Origin of the sequence: Pseudovibrio sp. Alg231-02, from assembly GCF_900143565.1 — a bacterium.
Taxonomy (GTDB): domain Bacteria; phylum Pseudomonadota; class Alphaproteobacteria; order Rhizobiales; family Stappiaceae; genus Pseudovibrio.
The window spans coordinates 82,285-102,123 of sequence record NZ_FREX01000007.1 but is presented as its reverse complement, the minus strand read 5'-3'; the positions used below and the strand labels follow the sequence as shown (position 1 = coordinate 102,123).

Annotated in this window: 17 protein-coding genes; 10 read left to right on the top strand and 7 right to left on the bottom strand. The window is 53.6% G+C overall.

All coding sequences use genetic code 11. From position 1 onward, the window contains the following. Positions 1–13 precede the first annotated feature (13 nt). The 6 genes from DHN43_RS18115 to DHN43_RS18090 all read right to left on the bottom strand — a co-directional run bounded on the left by DHN43_RS18115 (position 14) and on the right by DHN43_RS18090 (position 5,385). Positions 14–1,723: a methyl-accepting chemotaxis protein gene (locus tag DHN43_RS18115; RefSeq protein WP_108819547.1), complete on the bottom strand. Its 1,710-nt coding sequence runs from the start codon at positions 1,721–1,723 to the stop codon at positions 14–16. A 282-nt stretch (positions 1,724–2,005) separates the two neighbouring features. Next, a complete protein-coding gene (locus DHN43_RS18110; protein WP_108819546.1) occupies positions 2,006–2,512 on the bottom strand; it encodes an SRPBCC family protein in 507 nt (168 codons plus the stop codon). Then, positions 2,505–2,879 (bottom strand): ArsR/SmtB family transcription factor, encoded by a 375-nt coding sequence (locus tag DHN43_RS18105; RefSeq protein WP_108819545.1) that lies wholly within the window; start codon positions 2,877–2,879, stop codon positions 2,505–2,507. Before DHN43_RS18105 ends, DHN43_RS18110 begins: the two co-directional genes overlap by 8 nt. A 126-nt stretch (positions 2,880–3,005) precedes the next feature. Beyond that, the gene (proC, locus tag DHN43_RS18100) at positions 3,006–3,836 is read right to left on the bottom strand and encodes a pyrroline-5-carboxylate reductase (RefSeq protein ID WP_063306952.1); all 831 of its coding nucleotides are present in this window, start codon (positions 3,834–3,836) and stop codon (positions 3,006–3,008) included. A 3-nt stretch (positions 3,837–3,839) separates the two neighbouring features. Next, positions 3,840–4,601 (bottom strand): aspartate/glutamate racemase family protein, encoded by a 762-nt coding sequence (locus DHN43_RS18095; protein WP_108819544.1) that lies wholly within the window; start codon positions 4,599–4,601, stop codon positions 3,840–3,842. Positions 4,602–4,686: 85 nt separating this feature from the next. Beyond that, the gene (locus DHN43_RS18090) at positions 4,687–5,385 is read right to left on the bottom strand and encodes a GntR family transcriptional regulator (protein ID WP_063303110.1); all 699 of its coding nucleotides are present in this window, start codon (positions 5,383–5,385) and stop codon (positions 4,687–4,689) included. A 206-nt stretch (positions 5,386–5,591) separates the two neighbouring features. On the opposite strand from DHN43_RS18090, the gene DHN43_RS18085 reads away from it, so the two are divergent. From DHN43_RS18085 to DHN43_RS18040, 10 genes are all read left to right on the top strand, one after another. Next, positions 5,592–7,283: a thiamine pyrophosphate-binding protein gene (locus tag DHN43_RS18085; protein WP_063297104.1), complete on the top strand. Its 1,692-nt coding sequence runs from the start codon at positions 5,592–5,594 to the stop codon at positions 7,281–7,283. A 5-nt stretch (positions 7,284–7,288) separates the two neighbouring features. Next, on the top strand, positions 7,289–8,428 hold the full coding sequence (locus DHN43_RS18080; RefSeq protein WP_063287561.1) for an enolase C-terminal domain-like protein: 1,140 nt from the start codon (positions 7,289–7,291) through the stop codon (positions 8,426–8,428). Next, positions 8,425–9,666 (top strand): NAD(P)/FAD-dependent oxidoreductase, encoded by a 1,242-nt coding sequence (locus DHN43_RS18075; protein ID WP_063287562.1) that lies wholly within the window; start codon positions 8,425–8,427, stop codon positions 9,664–9,666. The genes DHN43_RS18080 and DHN43_RS18075 overlap by 4 nt, the downstream gene beginning before the upstream one ends. Positions 9,667–9,699: 33 nt before the next feature. Then, positions 9,700–10,680, top strand: a complete 981-nt coding sequence (locus tag DHN43_RS18070) for a TRAP transporter substrate-binding protein (RefSeq protein WP_063287563.1) — start codon at positions 9,700–9,702, stop codon at positions 10,678–10,680. Positions 10,681–10,741: 61 nt separating this feature from the next. Then, complete coding sequence (locus tag DHN43_RS18065) at positions 10,742–11,275, top strand: TRAP transporter small permease (protein WP_057461374.1); 534 nt, start codon at positions 10,742–10,744, stop codon at positions 11,273–11,275. 5 nt (positions 11,276–11,280) lie between these two features. Next, positions 11,281–12,594 (top strand): TRAP transporter large permease, encoded by a 1,314-nt coding sequence (locus DHN43_RS18060; protein ID WP_057461373.1) that lies wholly within the window; start codon positions 11,281–11,283, stop codon positions 12,592–12,594. Positions 12,595–13,626: 1,032 nt separating this feature from the next. Next, on the top strand, positions 13,627–13,980 hold the full coding sequence (locus DHN43_RS18055; RefSeq protein WP_057461372.1) for a hypothetical protein: 354 nt from the start codon (positions 13,627–13,629) through the stop codon (positions 13,978–13,980). Positions 13,981–14,011: 31 nt separating this feature from the next. Beyond that, the gene (locus DHN43_RS18050; RefSeq protein WP_108819717.1) at positions 14,012–15,784 is read left to right on the top strand and encodes a type I secretion system permease/ATPase; all 1,773 of its coding nucleotides are present in this window, start codon (positions 14,012–14,014) and stop codon (positions 15,782–15,784) included. After that, positions 15,777–17,093 carry an HlyD family type I secretion periplasmic adaptor subunit gene (locus DHN43_RS18045; protein ID WP_108819543.1) on the top strand — a complete coding sequence of 439 codons (1,317 nt, stop codon included), beginning with the start codon at positions 15,777–15,779 and terminating at the stop codon, positions 17,091–17,093. The genes DHN43_RS18050 and DHN43_RS18045 overlap by 8 nt, the downstream gene beginning before the upstream one ends. A 371-nt stretch (positions 17,094–17,464) precedes the next feature. Beyond that, the gene (locus DHN43_RS18040) at positions 17,465–18,646 is read left to right on the top strand and encodes a pyridoxal phosphate-dependent aminotransferase (protein WP_108819542.1); all 1,182 of its coding nucleotides are present in this window, start codon (positions 17,465–17,467) and stop codon (positions 18,644–18,646) included. A gap of 9 nt (positions 18,647–18,655) precedes the next feature. On the opposite strand, the gene DHN43_RS18035 is transcribed toward DHN43_RS18040, so the two are convergent. Continuing rightward, the gene (locus DHN43_RS18035; protein WP_208995483.1) at positions 18,656–19,612 is read right to left on the bottom strand and encodes a serine hydrolase domain-containing protein; all 957 of its coding nucleotides are present in this window, start codon (positions 19,610–19,612) and stop codon (positions 18,656–18,658) included. Positions 19,613–19,839: the final 227 nt, after the last annotated feature.

The following is a 19,839-nucleotide window of genomic DNA, read 5'->3' as shown; positions in this document are numbered from 1 at the left end:
AGAGGCATAGTGCTTAGGCGGCACGAATATCATCCATAAAGGAGTTGATGGTTTTGCGCAGTAGCGCTGCGTTGGATGCAACTGCCTGCGATGCGTCAAGCACCTGAGAAGCCGCTTCCTGCGTTTCCGTCACTTTCACAGACACTTCGCTCACGTTGTGTGCTGCGCTGCGAGTACCCTGTGCTGCCATCTGAACGTTCTCGCTGATTTCCATGGTCGCGGATCCCTGCTGTTCAACGGCATTGGCGATGGAGGTGGCGTGTTTGTTCACTTCGCTCATGGTGTCGCTGATGCCAACAATGGCTTCCACGGTTTCCTTGGAGGAGTTCTGGATGCCTGAGATCTGCGCAGAGATTTCCTCGGTTGCCTTGGAGGTCTGGGTTGCCAGCTCCTTAACCTCGGAGGCCACAACTGCAAAGCCTTTGCCCATCTCACCAGCACGTGCTGCTTCAATGGTTGCGTTGAGCGCCAGCAGGTTGGTCTGCTCCGCAATATCGCGGATGAGGTTGACGACTTCGCCGATCTTTTGCGCAGCACTGTCAAGCGCCTGAACCTTTTGGCTGCTTTCTTCTGCGCCACTGGTTGCGGCACCCACCACACGGTTGGTCTCACCCAACTGGCGGCTGATCTCTTCAATGGAGGCGCTCAGCTCTTCAGCTGCGGTCGCAACCGTCTGCACATTGGCTGAGGCTTCTTCGGAGGCATCACGAGCGGTGTTGGAACGCAGAGCAGAATCCTCTGCAATGCCGGTCAGGCGGGTGGCGGTGTGTTCCATTTCCGCAGAACGCTGATCCACACTCTGCAGTGCTTGCGTGACTTCGGCACCAAACTGGCTCAACAGGTTCTCGATGCGGCTCTGACGTTCCTCGCGGGCACCGGATTCCTCATCGCTTTGCTCTTGCAGGCGAATACGCTCTACGTTGTTCTGGCGCAGAACTTCGATCGCTTGCGCCATTTCGCCAATCTCATCTGAGCGGGTGGAATACGCAATTTGGATGTCCATCTTGTTCTCGGACAAATCACGAAGGGCCTTTGTCATCACAGGAATCGGCTTCAGCATGAACTTGAAGCCGAAGTAGGCCATCAGAACAAGAACAAGCCCCAGTCCAAGCGCAGCGTAAAGCAGGTTCCAGGTGACGTTATCAACCTGCGCTTCAATGTGGGATTTTTCAACGCCTACATAAAGAATACCAATCACGCGATTGTTGCTGTCAAAGATTGGTTGGTACAGGGTGTAATAGGCCATGCCGAGGATGTCGGCTTCACCGCGGAAGGTCTTGCCGGACTTGATAATTGGATAAACACTGCCAGTCTTGCCGAGTGGTGTATCGACGGCGCGTTCGCCCTTCTTGTTTTTGATGTTGGTGGTTTTGCGCCAGTAATCCTGGGTCGCGTCATCCCACACAAAAACAGTTGCGGTCTCGCCAGTCAGATGCCCAATCTGGTCAACAAGATCGTTCCCTGAAAAGCTCAGAGGATCATTTGTGATGATTTTGGCAACATTAGAATTGTGATCCAGCTTCACGGTTGCTGATGGGAGTTCCTGCTGGAACTGTGCAGCCGCGATGCGAAGATTGATATTGTGACGTTTGTCCACCTCATCGCTCAGCGTACCCCAGAGTAACAGGTCTGCGGCCAGCACAAGAACACCGATTGTTACGACAATGGCAAATGAAACGGTTGAAGCTATTTTGGTGGTCAGGTTAATTCCGGAAAAGTGCATAAGTGCCCCGTTGCTATTCTTATTTTCCGCTGCGGGTATTTTCTGAGAATACCACTGTTAGTTTTAGGGGTATGGTGCACTTACTAATAACAAATTAAATTTTGAACTATTCCGCTCGGTAATATGCAAAAATATAATGAGAGCAAATACTTATATTATTTCCGATAGGGCACATTTCTGCGCATAAGCTGTTGCCTGAGGGGGAGAATGCGACAATCCGCGCAAGAAAAAACCCCGCCTCCAAGGGAGAGGTCGGGGCTGAGGAGAGGTCTCCACTACAACTTACGTCGCCAAACTTGCCTGAAGCTCGGCGAGCAGTTCTTCCAGTAGGCCCATACCGGCATTCCAGCCTTGGTTCATGCCGCCGATGGCTGCCTCGAAGCAGGCGATCTCGGCCTCTGTGGCGTCATGGGGAACCCATGTGAGGCGCATTTTGGTCTGGTCGCCGTCTTGCTCGAAGGTAACGGTCGTCAGCAATACACGAGGCCAGTCCTGCATCATCGGGCTGGCTATCACATTCCAGTCAGCGTCAGAGGTTGCATGCAGCCATACCAGTTTTGAAGGTTTCGAGACCTCTGTATATTCAACGCGTTGGAAGTTGGAATTGTCTCCCCACTTCATCTCATGCAGCCAAAGGCCGCCTTGTTTGACGTCCAGCTGGTGGACGATGCTTTCCACGTTAGGGCCGTACCAGCGCGAAATAAGATCCGGCTCGGTCCATGTACGCCAAACCAGCTCGCGCGAGGCGTTAAAGGTGCGTTCCAGTACATAGGTTGGTAGTTCACTCATTCCAATTCCCTCCACAACTCTCGGATTTCTTCAATTCCTCCAGAAGATCATCCAGCTGATCGAAGCTGGATGACCAGAACTTGCTAAACTCTTCCAGCCATTTAACCGCCTCACGCATGGGCTCGGCTTTGAGCCGTGCCGGGCGGCGTTGCTTGTCTATGGCGCGTTCAACCAGCCCTGCCCGTTCCAGAACCTTCAGATGCTTTGAGACGGCAGGCTGGCTCATGCAAAATGGCTCAGCCAGCTCGTTGACCGATGCGTCTCCATTGGCGAGCCGGGTCAGGATTGCACGGCGCGTAGGATCGGCCAGTGCTGCAAACACGGCATCAAGGTTTTCTGGTTGGAGTGTCTGGTTTAGTTGTTGCATAACCTTATGGTTATATAATAATTGAAATTGGTCAAGCCCAAAGTCTTGAGAGTGTGTCAGAGCAAAAGAAAACCCCGCCGTCCTGATGGAAGGCGGGGTTTTCAAATCTTGTGATGACGCAGGAGGTTAGGCCAGCTCTTCACTGCGTTTTTTGGCAGCAGCAACAGCGCGCGAAAGGAGTGGCGGCATGCCGTCCTCTTCGTTCATAAGCACATCAAGCGCCGCGGCTGTGGTGCCGTTTGGAGATGTCACATTGATGCGCAGCTGGGTAGGGTCGTCGCTGGCATCTTCTGCCAGCTGACCTGCTCCGCCAACGGTGGCTTTAGCCAGTTGCATCGCCAGTTCTTCCGGCAGCCCTTGCTCTGCGCCTGCTTTGGCGAGGCACTCGATCAGGTGGAACACATAGGCTGGTCCAGAGCCGGAGACTGCTGTCACAGCATCCATTTGGCTTTCGTTCTCCAGCACGACGGTCTGCCCGACAGCGGCGAGCAGTTCCTGTGCCATAGCCAGATTATCTTCAGAGCAATGGCTGTTTGGAATGAGCGCGGTGATGCCGCGTCCAATAGCTGCCGGTGTGTTTGGCATGGCGCGGATGATCGGGCTGCCCTCACCCACCAGAGAAAGAAGTGTGGTCAGGTTTGTGCCCGCTGCAACAGAAATGAAAACGGTGCTGCCACCGCCTAACGCCACAACTTGAGGGGTTGCATCGCCCATCATCTGTGGCTTCACAGCCAGAATGCATACTGCGGGAGCTGCTGGCAGTTGCTTGTTCAGGCTTAGGCCGTGATCTTCCAGTGACCTCAGCCAGTCAGATGGATAAGGATCAATCACAGTTGTGCTGGAAGGCAGAACGCCTGCTTCCAGCCAGCCCTTCAGCATGGCTGAGCCCATCTTTCCGCAGCCAAGCAAAACGAGGCCGTTTGTGTTTATCTGTTCAATCTGACTAGGCTTCGACATCGATTAATTTCCGTAAGTCGCTAAATTCAAACGCGGGTCATCCAGTTCCAGCGGGAACTTACGCGGAACCAGACCGGATTGGAACCAGTTCACGAACGTGTAGATGGAATAGACGGGCAATCCGGTGAGTTTGCGGATGTCGTTGGCATAGGGCACCATATTGGTGCACTCCAGCACGATCGCACCAATGCCTTCGTTTTTGGTCACCAATTCTGCGGCAGCGTCCAACAGATCCAGACGGGCATCTTCAAAGTTGATGGCGTCATAGTCATCCAGCACCTCTCGGGTGAAGTTACGCAGGCCATCTGTGCCCACAATCACCGTATCTTCCGCTGCGCCTGCCGCTTTCAGGTGCTCTTTAGTCAGTGTTTCTTTGGAAATGGTGATGACGCCGACGCGCTTGTTCTTCGGCAAAAGCTGTTGCACGCTTGGGATCTGCATCAAGGAAGAGGTTGCGACGGGCACGCCAAGCGCTTCCTTCACCTCGTCCTGAATGAGAGCCAAAAAACCGCAGTTGGTGGTGATGCCGTCACAGCCGGTCCGCACCAGATCGCGACCAGCTTCAACAAACAGATCCACCAGCTCACGGGGATCATTGCGCACCACCTTGTTTGGGGTCGCACCGCGGACCACGCGATAATGCACTGGAAACGGCCATGTCTGGGCATTGCCGATGTCGCCGTAAATACGCGGGAACTTGGTTTCCAGCATGAGAATGCCGACTGAGGCACCAAATACGGTCTTGCCTCCATACTCAACGGACATAATTCAAAACCTCTTCTATAAAATTGGGGGGCAAAGCAGGTTAAGTGTTGGGGACCTGCGACCTGCTTTGCTTTTGGTACTCGCGTTAATCTGCTGGAACGTAGAGCTGCGAATAGGCGATGCGCACCGCCTCTGTTGCTTCATCGCGGCGTCGTTCAATATGGTGACGCATGGTGGAAACGGCTTTGTCTTCATCCCGGTTGATCAGGGCGGTCAGCACCACACGGTGGGCCGAAAGCTGAGCTTCCTCCTGCGTAGAAACAGGTGTCTTGCCGCGTAGGTATTTCAAGTCGACAAGACGGATGTAACGCACGCGGTCATTCAGGTTTTCCAGAATGCGGACCAGCTCGTTGCTTTGAGACAGGGCGGCGATGCGCATGTGATAGGCCTCATCCATGCTCAAAAGCTCCATCGGGTCGTCGCTGCTGTCGTAGTCCGGCTCCGTGGATTTCAGGAACCCCATAAGATCCTGAAGGTCTTCCTCGCTGGCCCGGCGACAAACAAGGCGGACAATCTCCGTTTCAATGGCGACACGCGCTTCATACAGATCAAGAATAAGTTTCGGGCTCAAAGGGCGGCAAAAGAAGCCGCGGCCACTCTGGAATGTGAGGAAGCCTTCTGCCACGAGACGATTCAATGCCTCGCGCAAGGGTGTGCGGCTTGCGCCCAACTCTGTGGATAATGCGCTCTCGTTGATACGGGCATCCGGCTTAAATTCAAAATCGGCCGCCATTTTCCGTAGTTTTTCGTAGATGCGGTCCACGTTGCTATCAGCTTTTGTCATTCCAAAATCGCTCTCAATCCTGCCGTTGCAGGCCCCAAAAATCGGCTCAGCACTTACCATGTCATAGGTGAACTGTACATTCCATTTGACCTGCGCTCAATATTGAATATTGTGCTGTATACAATTTTGAGTGCAATCGATTCTGCATTCTTCGGGTTTAGTAAATTGCCTGCTTAACGGGTGGGACGGGTCTGATAGGTGACACTGTGACGAATAAGATGAATGGTGCAGAAGCCATGGTAAAAATGCTGGAGGCGCAGGGCGTCCAGCACATTTTCGGTCTTTGCGGCGATACAACACTGCCGTTTTATGACGCGATGTATAAGCTTGATCACAAGATGACCCACGTTTTGACCCGTGATGAGCGCTGCGCCACTTACATGGCCGATGCGTATTCACGAGTGACCGGACGTCCGGGTGTGTGTGAGGGGCCGTCTGGTGGTGGCGCGACCTACATTTTGCCGGGTCTGATCGAAGCCTCTGAAAGCTCTTATGCTGTGCTTGGCATTACGACAGACATTTCTGTTGGGTCCTACGGCAAGTACCCATTGACTGAAGTGGATCAGGAAGCGCTGATGCGTCCGCTGACCAAGTGGAACACCGTGATCAAGCGCGCTGACCACATTCCGCGGATGGTTCGTAAAGCCTTCCGTGCCATGACAACCGGTCGCTCCGGTGCTGCTCATCTCGGCCTGCCTTACGACATTCAGTATGATGCGGTGGATGCCTCTGACATCTGGGCAGATCAGCAGCTGACGTCATATCCGGCTTACCCTCAGGCCCCTGCTCCAGGTGCTGCTGAAGCTGCGGTTGATGCGATCCTTTCTGCGAAGAAACCGCTTATTGTGTGCGGCGGCGGTGTTGTGATTGCTGGTGCTATGGAAGAACTGGAGCGTCTGGCATCCCGTCTCGATATTCCGGTTGCAACGTCTATCTCCGGTCAGGGTTCACTGGCTGAAACCCATCCAAACTGTGTCGGTGTAGTCGGGTCCAATGGCGGAACGGACGAGACATGGGAAGCCATGGCCAATGCGGACCTTGTGGTGTTCATGGGGGCTCGTGCCGGCTCCACCACCACCTCCCGCTGGGAAGCGCCATCTGCCAAAACCCGTGTGGTTCACTTCGACAACGACCCGATGGTGATCGGTGCGAACTACGAAGTGGAAGTTGGCGTCGTTGGTGACCTCAAGCTGTCTCTTGCGCAGGTCAACGCTGTTCTCGACAAACGCGATCAGGGCGCTGACACTTTCGGCGGCGCAGCTGCTGTTGCAGACATCAAGAAACGCAAGTTTGAGATCTTCAACAAGCTGGCCCAAAGCGGTGAAGCACCGATCCGTCCTGAACGCGTGATTGACGCTATGATGAAGGTGTTGCCGGTTGATGCCACAGTGATCTCTGATCCAGGCACTTCCTGCCCGTACTTCTCTGCTTATTACCAGCTGCCGCAGTCTGGTCGTTACTTCATCACCAACCGCGCACATGGCGCATTGGGTTACTCACTCTCTGCTGCGCTGGGTGCATGGTATGGCCGTCCAACCAGCAAAGTGGTTGCCATGATGGGTGATGGCTCCTTCGGCTTTACCTGTGGTGAGCTGGAGACTGTGTGCCGTTCCCGTGCACCAATAACGTACATCGTGTTCTCAAATTCCAGCTACGGCTGGATCAAGGCAAGCCAGTATGCAGACACAGATGCGCGCTACTACAATGTAGACTTTAACCGCACTGATCAGGCCGCTGTTGCCGCTGCTTATGGTGTGAAGAGTTGGCGCGTTGAAAATCCTGATGATCTGGAGCGTGTACTCAAAGAGGCAATTGAACATGACGGCCCAACGCTGATTGATGTTGTGACGCAGCCTCTTGAAGAAGCAAACGCACCTGTACGTCGCTGGATGGGATAAGAGCCATGAACGCTGAACAGAAAATCACCGGGATGGATGTCTGGCACGTACAGCTGCCAGTGAACGCCCGCCGCGACCATGGCATTGGTTCTGTTGAACACGCCGTTGATATTGTCATCCTCCGCTTAACGGCGGAGGGGGGCGAAACCGGTTGGGGGGAAGCCTCGCCGTGGTCCGTCTTTACAGGATCAGCAGAAGCCACCTTTGCGGCGCTCGACCGCTACATCCGTCCGCTTGTTGTTGGCCGCACCATTGGTGAACGCGCCATGATCATGAAGGACGCCCAAAAGGCGGTTGCTCATTGTACCGAGGCGAAAGCAGCTCTGGAAACAGCACTGCTCGACCTGCAGGGCCGAATCTCTGATTTGCCTGTCTGGGCGCTGCTGGGTGGCAAATGCCGCGATACGATCCCTCTTTCCTGTTCTATTGCTGATCCTGATTTCGATCGTGATTTGGCATTGATGGAACGTTTGAAAGAGGATGGCGTACGCATCATCAAGCTCAAAACAGGCTTCAAAGGTCATGAGTTTGATATGATGCGTATGGAGCGCCTACGCATGAGCTATCCTGAGTTTTCCATTCGTGTGGACTACAATCAGGGTCTGCACCACGATAGTGCCCTAGGGTGCGTTCGCGATATCGCGAGTTTTCAACCAGATTTTATCGAACAGCCGGTTGCGCATAACCTTCGGGAACTTATGGCAACTATCCGAAATTCCATCGATGTGCCGCTTCTTGCGGACGAAAGCATCTTTGGGCCAGAGGATATGCTGACCGCGATTAACATGGGGATAGCTGACGGTGTTTCAGTCAAAATAATGAAGAGTGGAGGCTTGACTCGGGCCCAAACTGTAGCCCGCATGGCCGCAACCGCTGGTATGAGTGCCTATGGCGGCGACATGTTTGAATCCGGCCTCGCCCACCTTGCCGGAACGCATATGATTGCTGCAACGCCAGAAATCACTTTAGCTTGTGAGTTTTATCAGGCAAAATACTTCCTAGTAGAAGACCTTATGGAAACGCCATTTGAAACCAGAGGCGGCGATGTGATCGTTCCGCAAACGGCAGGCTTGGGAGGCCGGCCGGATCTGGAGAAAGTTGAGCACTATGCGATTTCCAAGAGTGCGGTGCTGGGGGCTGCATGAATAAAAATAATGTCGTCGTCATCGGTGCAGGGATCGTTGGTGTATCAGCAGCTTTATGGTTGAAGCGTGAGGGTCATGATGTGACCCTCATCGACAAGGGTGAGCCCGGCATGGGCGCATCCTTTGGCAATGCATGTGTTCTGGCCAGCTGCTCTGTGGCGCCAGTCACAGCGCCGGGTTTGATCCTGAAAGGCCCAAAGCTTCTGCTGGATCCAAACTTTCCGCTGTTCCTGCGTTGGAGCTACCTGCCGAAGCTGGCGGGCTGGCTGGCACGTTATCTGTCGCACGCAACGGATAAGGAAACCCGCCGCATTGCGCAGGGGCTGACGCCGATTGTTGGTGACAGCGTGGACCAGCACCATGCATTGGTGGATGGAACCAGCGCTGCAAAGTGGCTGCAGGAAAGCACCTACAGCTTTGCCTACAACGACAGAGCCGCCTTTGAAGCAGACGCATACACCTGGGAACTGCGCCGCAAAGCCGGGTTTGTGCCGGAATTGATTGAAGGTGACGCCGTTCACGAGATGGAGCCAATCCTTGCCAAAAACATCAAGTTGCTGGCGTTGATGCGTGATCACGGGTTTATTCAGGACCCGGGTGCATATGTTCGGGATCTGGTGCAGATTTTCAAAGAGATGGGCGGCACGTTTGTGCAGGCCGAAGTGAAGGATTTCGATCTGTCGGGCGGCTCGATTTCAGCCGTCATGACTGACAGAGGACGTTTTGAGTGTGATCGTGCCGTTCTGGCAACTGGCGTCTGGTCCAAGCCTTTGATGAATAAGCTTGGCATCAACGTGCCGCTGGAAGCTGAGCGCGGTTACCATATTTTATTCAAGAACCCGAGCGAGCAGCCGAGCCAGCCAATCATGGTCGCCTCCGGCAAGTTCGTGGCAACACCAATGGCACAGGGATTGCGCTGTGCGGGTGTTGTTGAGTTTGGCGGGCTGGAAGCTGGCGCTTCCAAAACTCCTCTGGCTCTACTAAGGAAAAAAGTTCGCGAGAGCTTCCCGCATCTGGAAGCATCAAGCGAAGAAGAATGGTTGGGCTTCCGCCCTGCGCCATCGGACAGTCTCCCCCTCATCGGTGAAGTGGGCAAAAGCGGTGTTTATGCAGCGTTTGGGCACCACCACATCGGCCTGACGGGCGGTCCAAAAACCGGGCGGCTGGTCTCTGATCTGATCAGCGGTAAACGCCCCAATAACGATATAAGCCCTTACGATCCGCAAAGATTTAATTGAGGGCATCACTAATTTTCTTGGAGGAGAGAACATATGAAGAAGTCTAGTCTACTGGTTACCTTGAGTGTTTCCGCTATGGCGTTGGGGGCAACTGCTGCTTCTGCGGAAAAGTGGGACCTGCCAATGGCATACTCAGGGTCCAACTTCCATTCAGTAACGGGCGCTGAATTTGCAGCTTGTATTACGTCTGGCACTGGCGGTGAAATCGAAGTAACCACTCACCCGGGCGGCTCCCTGTTTAAGGGCGGCGACATCAAGCGCGCAGTTCAGACCGGTCAGGTGCCAATCGGTGAGCGTCTGCTTTCCGGTCACCAGAACGAAAATGCCTTGTTCGGTGTGGATTCCGTTCCATTCCTCGCAACATCTTTTGATGATGCGGCAAAGCTTTGGACTGCTGCAAAGCCAGCGCTTGAAAAGGTTCTTGGCGAACAGAACCTGACCCTGCTGTATTCTGTGCCATGGCCTCCACAGGGTCTGTACTTTAAAAATGCAGTCAACTCTGTTGCTGACATGGAAGGCATCAAGTTCCGCTCTTACAACACCGCAACTGCGCGTCTTGCTGAGCTGACAGGCATGCTGCCAGTTTCCATTGAAGCTGCTGAAATCTCTCAGGCGTTTGCAACCGGTGTTGCTGACTCCATGGTCTCCTCCGGTGCAACTGGTTACGATCGTAAAGTTTGGGAAAGCCTCAACTACTTCTACGAAGTGGATGCATGGCTGCCACGCAACTACATGCTTGTAAACTCTGATGTGTGGTCTGGTGTTTCTGAAAAGAACAAAGGCATCATTCAGGGCTGTGCGGCAACGGCGGAAGCAGCTGGCCTCAAGCGTTCCATCGACTACACAAACTTCACCCTTGATGGCCTGCGTGAAGGCGGCATGAAGGTTGAAAAGGGTAGTGACCAGATGAAAGCTGACCTGCAGGAAATTGGTGCAACCATGACCGCAGAATGGCTTGAAGCTGCTGGTGACGATGGCAAGGCTGTTGTCAGCACCTTCAAAGCAATGAAATAAGCACGCAAAAGCCGGAGAACCTTTTGGAACTCCGGCTTTTCTTTTTTCGAGGGGGAGAACAATGAAGCTGACACGCGCACTGCGCTTAGGGCTGGATGGGATCTACAAGACAGCTGGAGTTCTTTCCGCGCTTTGTCTGATTGCCATCCTCGGACTGATTGTCGTGCAGATGCTGGCACGTTGGACGGGAGAGGTCTTTCCGGGCGCCGCAGAATATGCAGGCTATGCCATGGCCGCCGCCAGTTTCCTTGCATTTGCCAATGCCTTGAACAAGGGCATCCATATTCGCGTATCCATCCTGCACCAAATGCTGGGCAAGACCGCACAGCGCATTCTGGAAATCTGGTGTTTTGCCATTGGCTCCGCCACGATCTGGTACTTTGTGTACTACGCCTACCGTTTCGTTTACTGGTCCCACAAATTCAATGACATCAGTCAGGGACAGGACCGTACACCGCTTTGGATCCCACAGGGCTTTATGTTCCTTGGTGCCTTGATCCTTGCGATTGCTCTCACAGATCACCTCCTTCAACTCATATTCACTGGCAAGCACCGTATTGCGCCTGAACTTGAAGAAGCAGTTGCCGGAGAATAAGAGCAATGGAAAATATAAGCATTATCATTCTGTTCCTGTTTGTCATGTTCACCTTGCTTGGCACCGGCGTCTGGGTCGGTCTGGCACTTATGGGTGTGGCATGGGTTGGCATGGAACTGTTCACCACCCGCCCTGTTGGCGACGTGATGTTGACGACCATCTGGTCGGCATCCTCCTCCTGGACACTGACGGCGCTGCCGCTGTTCATCTGGATGGGTGAAATCCTGTATCGAACCCGATTATCGGAAGATATGTTCCGCGGCCTTGCCCCTTGGATGGCCCGCCTTCCAGGTGGTCTGGTTCACACTAATATTGTGGGCTGTACAGTCTTTGCAGCGGTCTCTGGTTCTTCTGCCGCGACATTGACCACCGTTGGCAAGATGTCTATCCCCGAGCTGCGTAAACGTGATTATCCCGAAAAGATGATCATTGGCACGCTGGCTGGTGCAGCAACGCTGGGTCTGATGATCCCGCCGTCCCTGACGCTGATCGTTTATGGCGTGACCATTAACGAGAGTATCTCCAAGCTGTTCTTTGCAGGCATTATGCCGGGCATCGTGCTGGCTGGCATGTTCATGGCCTATGTGGCGATCACCTCTAAAGTCTCTTCTAAATGGGATCCGAAAGCGGAACCTGAGATGAGCTTTGCTGAGAAGGTGAAGAACACCCGCTTCCTGCTGCCTGTGATCCTGCTGATCCTCGTTGTGATTGGCTCCATGTATCTGGGCTACGCAACGGCGACAGAAGCTGCTGCCTTTGGTGTGATTGGAAGTCTGATCCTTGCAGCTTCTCAGGGCTCACTGTCCTGGAAAAGTTTCACGAGCAGTTTGATGGGGGCGACCTATACCTCCTCCATGATTGCACTGATCCTTGCCGGTGCTGCATTCCTGTCTCTCTCCATGGGCTTTACAGGTCTGCCGCGCGGTTTGGCTGACATGATCGCAACGCTGGAGCTCAGCCGCTTTGAGCTGCTGATGGTGCTGCTGGTGTTCTATGTGATCCTCGGCATGTTCCTGGATGGCATTTCTTCTGTGGTGCTGACCATGGCTGTGGTGGAGCCTATGATCCGTCAGGCGGGCATTGACCTGATCTGGTTTGGTATCTTCATCGTGGTGGTGGTTGAGATGGCGCAGATCACGCCGCCGATCGGGTTTAACCTGTTCGTGCTGCAAGGGATGACCAACTATCAGATGGGGTTCATTGCGCGGGCAGCGTTCCCGATGTTCCTGATCATGGTCGCGATGGTCTTTGTTCTGATCGCGTTCCCTGAGATCGCCACATGGCTGCCTGAGAACATCCGTAGCAGGCCCGGAGGTTAGCGCCTCTGAACCATCTGCCGTAAGTGCCGATCTCTTAATGCCCCGATCTACGAAAGTAGGTCGGGGTATTTACTTAGAGTAAGCAATCTGAGGTTCATCGGCTTAGTTTGATTAAACCATTAAGTGCGCACAGACGCTGGATTCCTCATTTCTAAATTTCCGGATTTGTCCTCTTCAACTGACACTATTATCCACTTTGATTGCCCTGATTTGCCGTTGTGTGGTCACTTTTAAGGTAAATATATGACCTAAACGGCACCTTGGTGATATATTTTCACTATAAAATGAGTGTCACCCTCATATTTTTTGTGTTGACAGACGTATGAGTGTGACATGCATCACGTCATGCGAGGTAACTTACTCAAACGTAAGGTACTTTTTATCGATAAATTTTTATGTAAGATAAATTTAATATACCCTAAGTATAAAAATACTGATATTTCAATAATACCTAGAGTTGTATTTGCACTAAACATTTGGATAACATTTATTCTAGATCTAAAAGTATAAAATTGTTCGCCACATTTCCGCCCTAATTGCGGCCAAATATTGAACTCAGATCAGGTCACCTCCCAAAACGGGGATGTGTAACTGGCGGATTGCATCGTATCTGTAATGTGTACTCAAAGTGGTATGATGAGATTAATGCAAGTTATGCATAGGGGATTTGATTAGGACTTCAGGTAACTGAAGTTGGTTGGGTGACACTAAACGTTACTCAAAACGTTTGTCGCTATGAGGCATGCTCATTGTGAGCATTTAGCGAAGCTGGGAGGCTAGGCTATGACATATATTCGTAGTGTAGACTTGCATTCTGAATGCGGCATTAGCAGTGTTCGGGTGCGTCCAGGGACTTCTTCGAAATAGAGAACCGACTTGGATTGGGACCCTTTGAAGCCAACACGTAACGTGTAGCCATCTGAAGGACCTCTTGCCAGCGGTATCACACCAACAATTTAACATCACTGTACCTCGGAGTGCGCTTCGGGAGCGGTGAAACTTATCTAACTTTTGTCTGAAAGGGATAAAGACATGGGCTGGTGGAATCCATTCAAAGCAATCGCAAACGTCGTAACCAAAGCTGTTAGCGCAGTGATTGAAACCGTCTCCGATGCATTTGGTCAGCATGAGCTTGGTCAGAAGATCGCAGGCGTATTTGAAGCTGTGGTCGACACTGTTGTTGACGTTGTCGTGGACATAGCCGTGGGGGTTGCAACATCAAACCCAGTTACGGCCGTTGTCAGCGTCATCACCAACATCGCTGAAGGGGTAAAGGACGTTTATGACGCTCTCAACCCTGCATCTGAAACTGTAGAAGTTGCTGCAGCAGATGCACCAGTGCTGGAAGGCAATGCAGACTACGGTTCTGATGACATGTTGATGTAATCAGAACGGTTCGGGCGCCACGAGCTTGGGTGTGGCGCCCGAACCAACCCAGCATAAAAACAACAAGCTGGAGGGTATTTTGGGTAAGCCGTTACAAGAGCACACATCCTACATTTCCAACGCCTTTCGCAAACTCTATCGGGCGTTTTGGGGCATTGGTGGCATCAGCATGTTAATCAACCTGCTTATGCTGACTGGCCCTTTGTTCATGCTGCAGATCTATGATCGCGTTTTGTCCAGCAGCTCTGTGCCAACGCTTGTTGTTCTCAGCCTGTTTGTGGCTGTGCTTTATATCTTCTACGGAATTCTGGATGGTCTGCGGAACCGGCTGTTGCTGCGTGTTGGTCAACACGTGGATGAGCAGCTCACCGGTCTGGCCTTTGAAACATCGACCCGTGTCCCGTTGGTTATGGGCGCTGAGGGCGAACGCTCCAGACCTGTCGGCGATCTGGACTCCATCCGGCAGTTCCTGTCCGGCTCCGGTCCTTCCGCGATCTTCGATATGCCATGGATGCCGCTCTACTTGGGCATCGTGTTTCTGTTTCACCCGCTTTTGGGCACCACGGCTCTCATTGGCGCCTTGTTCATCTGTGCCTTGATTGCGCTGAACGAGTTGTCCTCTCGTCGCCCGGCTGCAAACACAGCTGTTGAAGCCAACAAGCGGACTACATTGATTGAAGCGTGCCGCCGCAATGCCGAGAGCATTGAGGCCATGGGCATGATCGACCACTTGCGTGACCGGTGGGAGGATAACAATGATGTCTTCCTTGGTCGCCAGCGGGCAGCCTCTGACCGGTCCAACATCTTCACCACCATGATCAAGACCCTGCGGTTCATGCTGCAGTCCGGTATTCTTGCCCTTGGGGCGTGGCTGGTTATTCAGCAGGAAGTCTCTGCAGGCGTGATGATCGCGTCCTCCATTATGACGGCCCGTGCACTGGCTCCGGTTGAGATGGCAATCGTCAACTGGCGTGGGTTTGTTGCCGCCAGAGTTGGCATTTCGCGGCTTCAGGAAATCTTCGCCTCACAGGCAAAGCCAAAGGAACGGGTGTCCATTCCGTTCCCGCAGGAGTCGGTTGTTGTTGAAGGCTTGTCCTGCGGACCAATCGCAGCCAAAGAAGCCTTCGTCAAAAACGTTTCTCTGGAACTGAAAGCTGGCGATGGTCTGGGTATTATCGGGCATTCCGGGTCAGGTAAGTCGACGCTGACGAGAGCGATGGTCGGCATCACCAATCCGCTGAAGGGCTCGATCCGTTTTGACGGCGCAGAACTGGACCAGTGGAGCGCGATGGATCGTGGTGACTTCATTGGCTATCTGCCACAGGACATTCAGCTCTTTGATGGCACTATCGCCGAGAACATCCAGCGTTTCAAGCCGGATGAAGACAGCGACAAGCTGATTGAAGCCGCCCGCATGGCCAACGTACACGATCTGATCGTGAGCTTGCCGGAAGGCTACAACACCGTCATCGGCGCAACTGGCAACGGCCTTTCTGGTGGTCAGCGCCAGCGGATAGCACTGGCGCGTGCGCTTTATGGCAACCCCTTCCTGATCGTGCTGGATGAGCCAAACTCCAATCTGGATGCGCAAGGCGAAGCAGCGTTGACCAACGCAATCCACGACATGCGTGAGCGTGGTTCCATCGTCATCGTGGTGGCACACCGTCCGGCAGCGACGTCAGCAGTCGATCAGATCCTTGTGATGAATGAGGGTGAAGCGGAAGCCATTGGTGCAAAAGACAAGATCATGAAGCAGGTGATAGCTCCGCTTCGCAAGCCGCAGGAGGTGGTGTTAAATGGCTAGAAATACCGACAATTCCTACGATATCGGCGTAAGCATCACCCGCCATCTCAAATGGGGCGGTGCTCTGGCAGCACTCCTCATCTTCGGTGCAGGCACCTGGACAGTTGTGACGGAAATTTCCGGCGCGGTTGTTGCGCCGGCAACCATCGTTGTTGAAACCAGCACCAAGAGCGTGCAGCACCGCGATGGCGGTATCGTCAACCAGATCCTCGTCAAGAACGGCGATCCGGTGAAGGCCGGAGAACTTGTCCTGCGGTTGGATGATACTCTCACCCGCTCCAATCTGGCTGTGCTGACCAATCAGCTTGACGAGCTTTATGCGCAGGAATCCCGGCTAACCTCTGAGATACAGGGCCGCACTGAGATTACGTTCAAGCAACGGGCGAAATCTCCTTTGCACCGTGCGCATCTGATGATGATTGAAGAAACCCAGCGCAACATGATGGAAGCGCGGCAGAAAAATCATCTGAGCAAGAAAGAGCAGCTGGAAACCCAGATCGGTCAGTTTGAAAAGCAGATCGACGGCCTAGAGCTGCAGCGGGATGCAAAACAGAACGAAGTAGACCTGATCAACACCGAACTGGGTGGCTTGGAATCTTTGCGTAAAAAGAAACTGGTGACCGAGTCCCGTGTCATGGCGTTTCAACGTGAGCGCAGCTCTCTGGAAGGCGAGCTTGGTGGTATAATTGCCCAGATCGCCCGCTCTGGAGAGGCGATCAGCGAACGCCGGGTCATGATCATACAATCAGATGAGGAACTGCGTTCCAACAATCTGGAACAATTGCAACAGACCCGTGCCCAGATTTCTGAGCTCGAAGAACGACGCATTGCAGCGCAGGATGAGCTTCGCCGGACGGAAATCCGTGCTCCTCAAAACGGCAAGGTGTTTGATCTGGCCATTCACACCATTGGCGGCGTCATCATGGGCGGCGAAGTGGTGATGAAGATCGTGCCGGAAGAAGACCAGCTCATCGTGGAAGCTAAAGTGCAGCCGGTGGATGTGGATCAGATCAACCCCAATCAGGAAGCAACCATTCGCCTGCCTGCGTTTGACAAGCGCACCACCCCGGAACTCAAGGCGCGGCTGAAAACCATCTCGCCTGATCTGGTGCAGGACCCGCGCACAGGCAGCACCTATTACCTGGCCGAGCTGGCCATTCCTGAAGAGGAACTGGAGCGTTTGGACGGCAAATCCCTCATTCCGGGCATGCCGGTTGAGGCGTTTATCAAGACAGAAGACCGGTCTGTTCTGTCTTATCTGATCAAGCCAATGATGGACCAGATCGCACATGCGATGAGAGAGACTTGATGCTCCTGGGGCTGATCCGGGCATATCTCTGAAAGATGGGTTTTCAGGCAAAGATATACCCAAAAGCCATAGCCCCAGTGTGTTGTGAGAAGTTGAAGCAATGGCCGCTCCTGTTGCTTCAGCAACCTCCTCCCGAGAGCCCGGAACCCTAATTCCGGGTATGTGAAGGCCCGTGTGGTGCTATGCCGCCGCCCTGTGCGAGCACTGCACGGGCTCTTTCCCTCGCAAACGCTTGACGAAATCTCTATCCTGGAAATTTCCATTTGCTGATATATGAATAAACTTCAGGACGGTGGTGCTTTGGGTCATATTTCGACCCCAAGGCTCACGAGGTTGATCATTGTTTGAAATCCGGGCGGACGGGCAACATATTGACGAGTGTAGCAAAACAAGGGCTGGAAAGCCGCGCAATTCAGGTTCCTCCATCCATCACGCGAGAGCTGGCAAATGCTGCCATGAGCGTGGAGGGCCTTATTCCTTTGTGGTTTGGGGAACCGAACATCCCTACCCCCAAATTCATTTGTGATGAGGCGGCACGGTCATTGTCCGCGGGAGAAACGTTTTACGCAGAAGGCCTTGGACGACCTTATTTGCGAGAGGCGATCTCAGGCTATATGAGCGAGCTTTACAACAAGCCCATCGGCGTGGACCGTGTTGCGGTAACCGTCTCCGGCGGCAACGCGCTCAATCTGGCCTTTCAGTGTGTGCTGGAAGAAGGCGATACCGTTGTCACGCTGACGCCCGCCTTCCCAAATCTGCTCTCCATTCCCAAGCTGCAAGGTGCCCGCACAGTCACCCACTCTCTTGAAGTGAAGGACGGCAAGTGGTCATTGGATGTGGAGGGGTTTTTGGAAACCGCCAGGGGCGCAAAGGTGGTGTTGCTCAACTCACCTTCCAACCCGACGGGCTTTATGCTGACCAAACATGAGATTGCGCGGATTATGGAAGTTCTGCGCGAACGTGGTACATGGCTGATCTCTGATGAGGTTTATGCCCGTACAGTTTATTCCGGCAAGGCAGCTCCGTCGTTTCTTGAGGTGTCCGAGCCGGAAGATCGTTTGATCGTGGTGAATTCCTTTTCCAAATCGTGGGCCATGACTGGCTGGCGTTTAGGCTGGCTCACCTTGCCACCAAGCCTGACGCCTGTTGTCGAAAAGATAGCCGAGTTCTCCATCGCCAGTGCCCCGCCGTTCTCTCAACGCGCAGCTGTGGTTGCACTTCAGCAGGGCGAGGAGTTTGTTGCGCAAATGGCAAAGAACTACCAGCACGCACGCGATCTGGTATGCTCGCGCCTGCTCACCCATGAGGGCGTAACCTGTCCGGTGCCAGAAAGTGCATTTTATGCTTATTTCAAGGTGGAGGGCGTGACGGATTCCGTCGCTTATGCCCGTATGCTGATTGAACGGGCCAAGGTGGGGCTCGCGCCGGGAGATGCATTTCTTGTTGGAGAGCCGGGTTGGTTCCGCCTGTGCTTTGCGCAAACGGATGAGCAGCTCAACGAAGCCATGGCGCGGCTGTCACCATTCCTTGCCAATGCGCGGGAAACGGCGTGACCCTGTAAGTTAGAACCAATGATAGGAGGGCAGTGTCCCTCCTATTGTATGGAGAATAAGCGGTTCAATCTTCTCAAAGAGCTTCTCATTGTTGGAAAGCACCACAATCCCCATATCCTCCTGCGGATAACCAACCGTGTAGGAGCGATAGCCCGGATTGCTGCCCCAGTGCCAGATGGAGCTGTTTGGCTTGGTGGCCTGAAGGCCCCACCCAATAGACCAGCCGATCTTGCCTGTCACAGTTTTGTGGGTTTGCAACATGCGCTCTTTCAGCTCGGGCTCTGCGGCCTCATCCATCATAGCAACCAGAAAGCGGGCGTAATCTCCAGCCGTGGTGTGCAGGCTCCATGCCGCATTGCCGATGGCGGGTTTCCGCTTTTCTTTTATCCGGTCCCCCTCTGCATCATACCCAAAGCGGATGCGATAATCGTAGGCGCGTTGCCAGAGATAACTGGTGGACGACATGCCAAGCGGCTCAAACACATGAATGCGCGCCAGCGTCTCAAGGTTCAGTCCCGTTCGCCGCTCCAGCACCTGCTGCAACAAGGCATAGCCGGAACCGGAATAGGTAAACTCCGTCCCCGGATCAAACCGCAGTTTCAGCGGATCTTTCTCATCAAAGTTGGCAAGGCCGGAGGTATGAGAGAGCAGCATGCGAGCGGTGATGCGCTTCAAGCGTGGGTCAGAGCCTTCAAACAGATCCGGGGCGTACTGGTAGAGCGGGCGCTCCAGCGAGAGGATATCCAGATCCACCAGCTTCAGCGTCAGATAGGCAAAGACGGGCTTGCCGAGGGAGGCAACTTCAAAAATAGGTTCTTGCGCCCCAACCACAGTTTTGCCTCTGCTGGACTTGTCGTAGAGACGGATAAACTCGACTTTCCCCTCACGAACCACCGCCACACTCAGGCTTGCATCCGGATTGCCGCGCTGGATACCTTTGGCGTGCTCGTCCAACTTTGCAATCATATCTGCTTGTGGGGCTGTTTTTTGGAGGGGCGTGGACTCATTGCAGCCACTGAGCGCTAGAAGTCCTGCCAAAACTGTTAGTGTCCGTAGATGCATCAAGAAGCCGTCTTAGAATCAGGTGGTGCCAAGGTGTTTATGCAAATCGCCGGGGCATCGCTCCGGTTACCCTGAGAGCATACGCCTAAGAAGATGAAGGAGAGATTGGTCTGCGCAGTTAATTTTGGCCA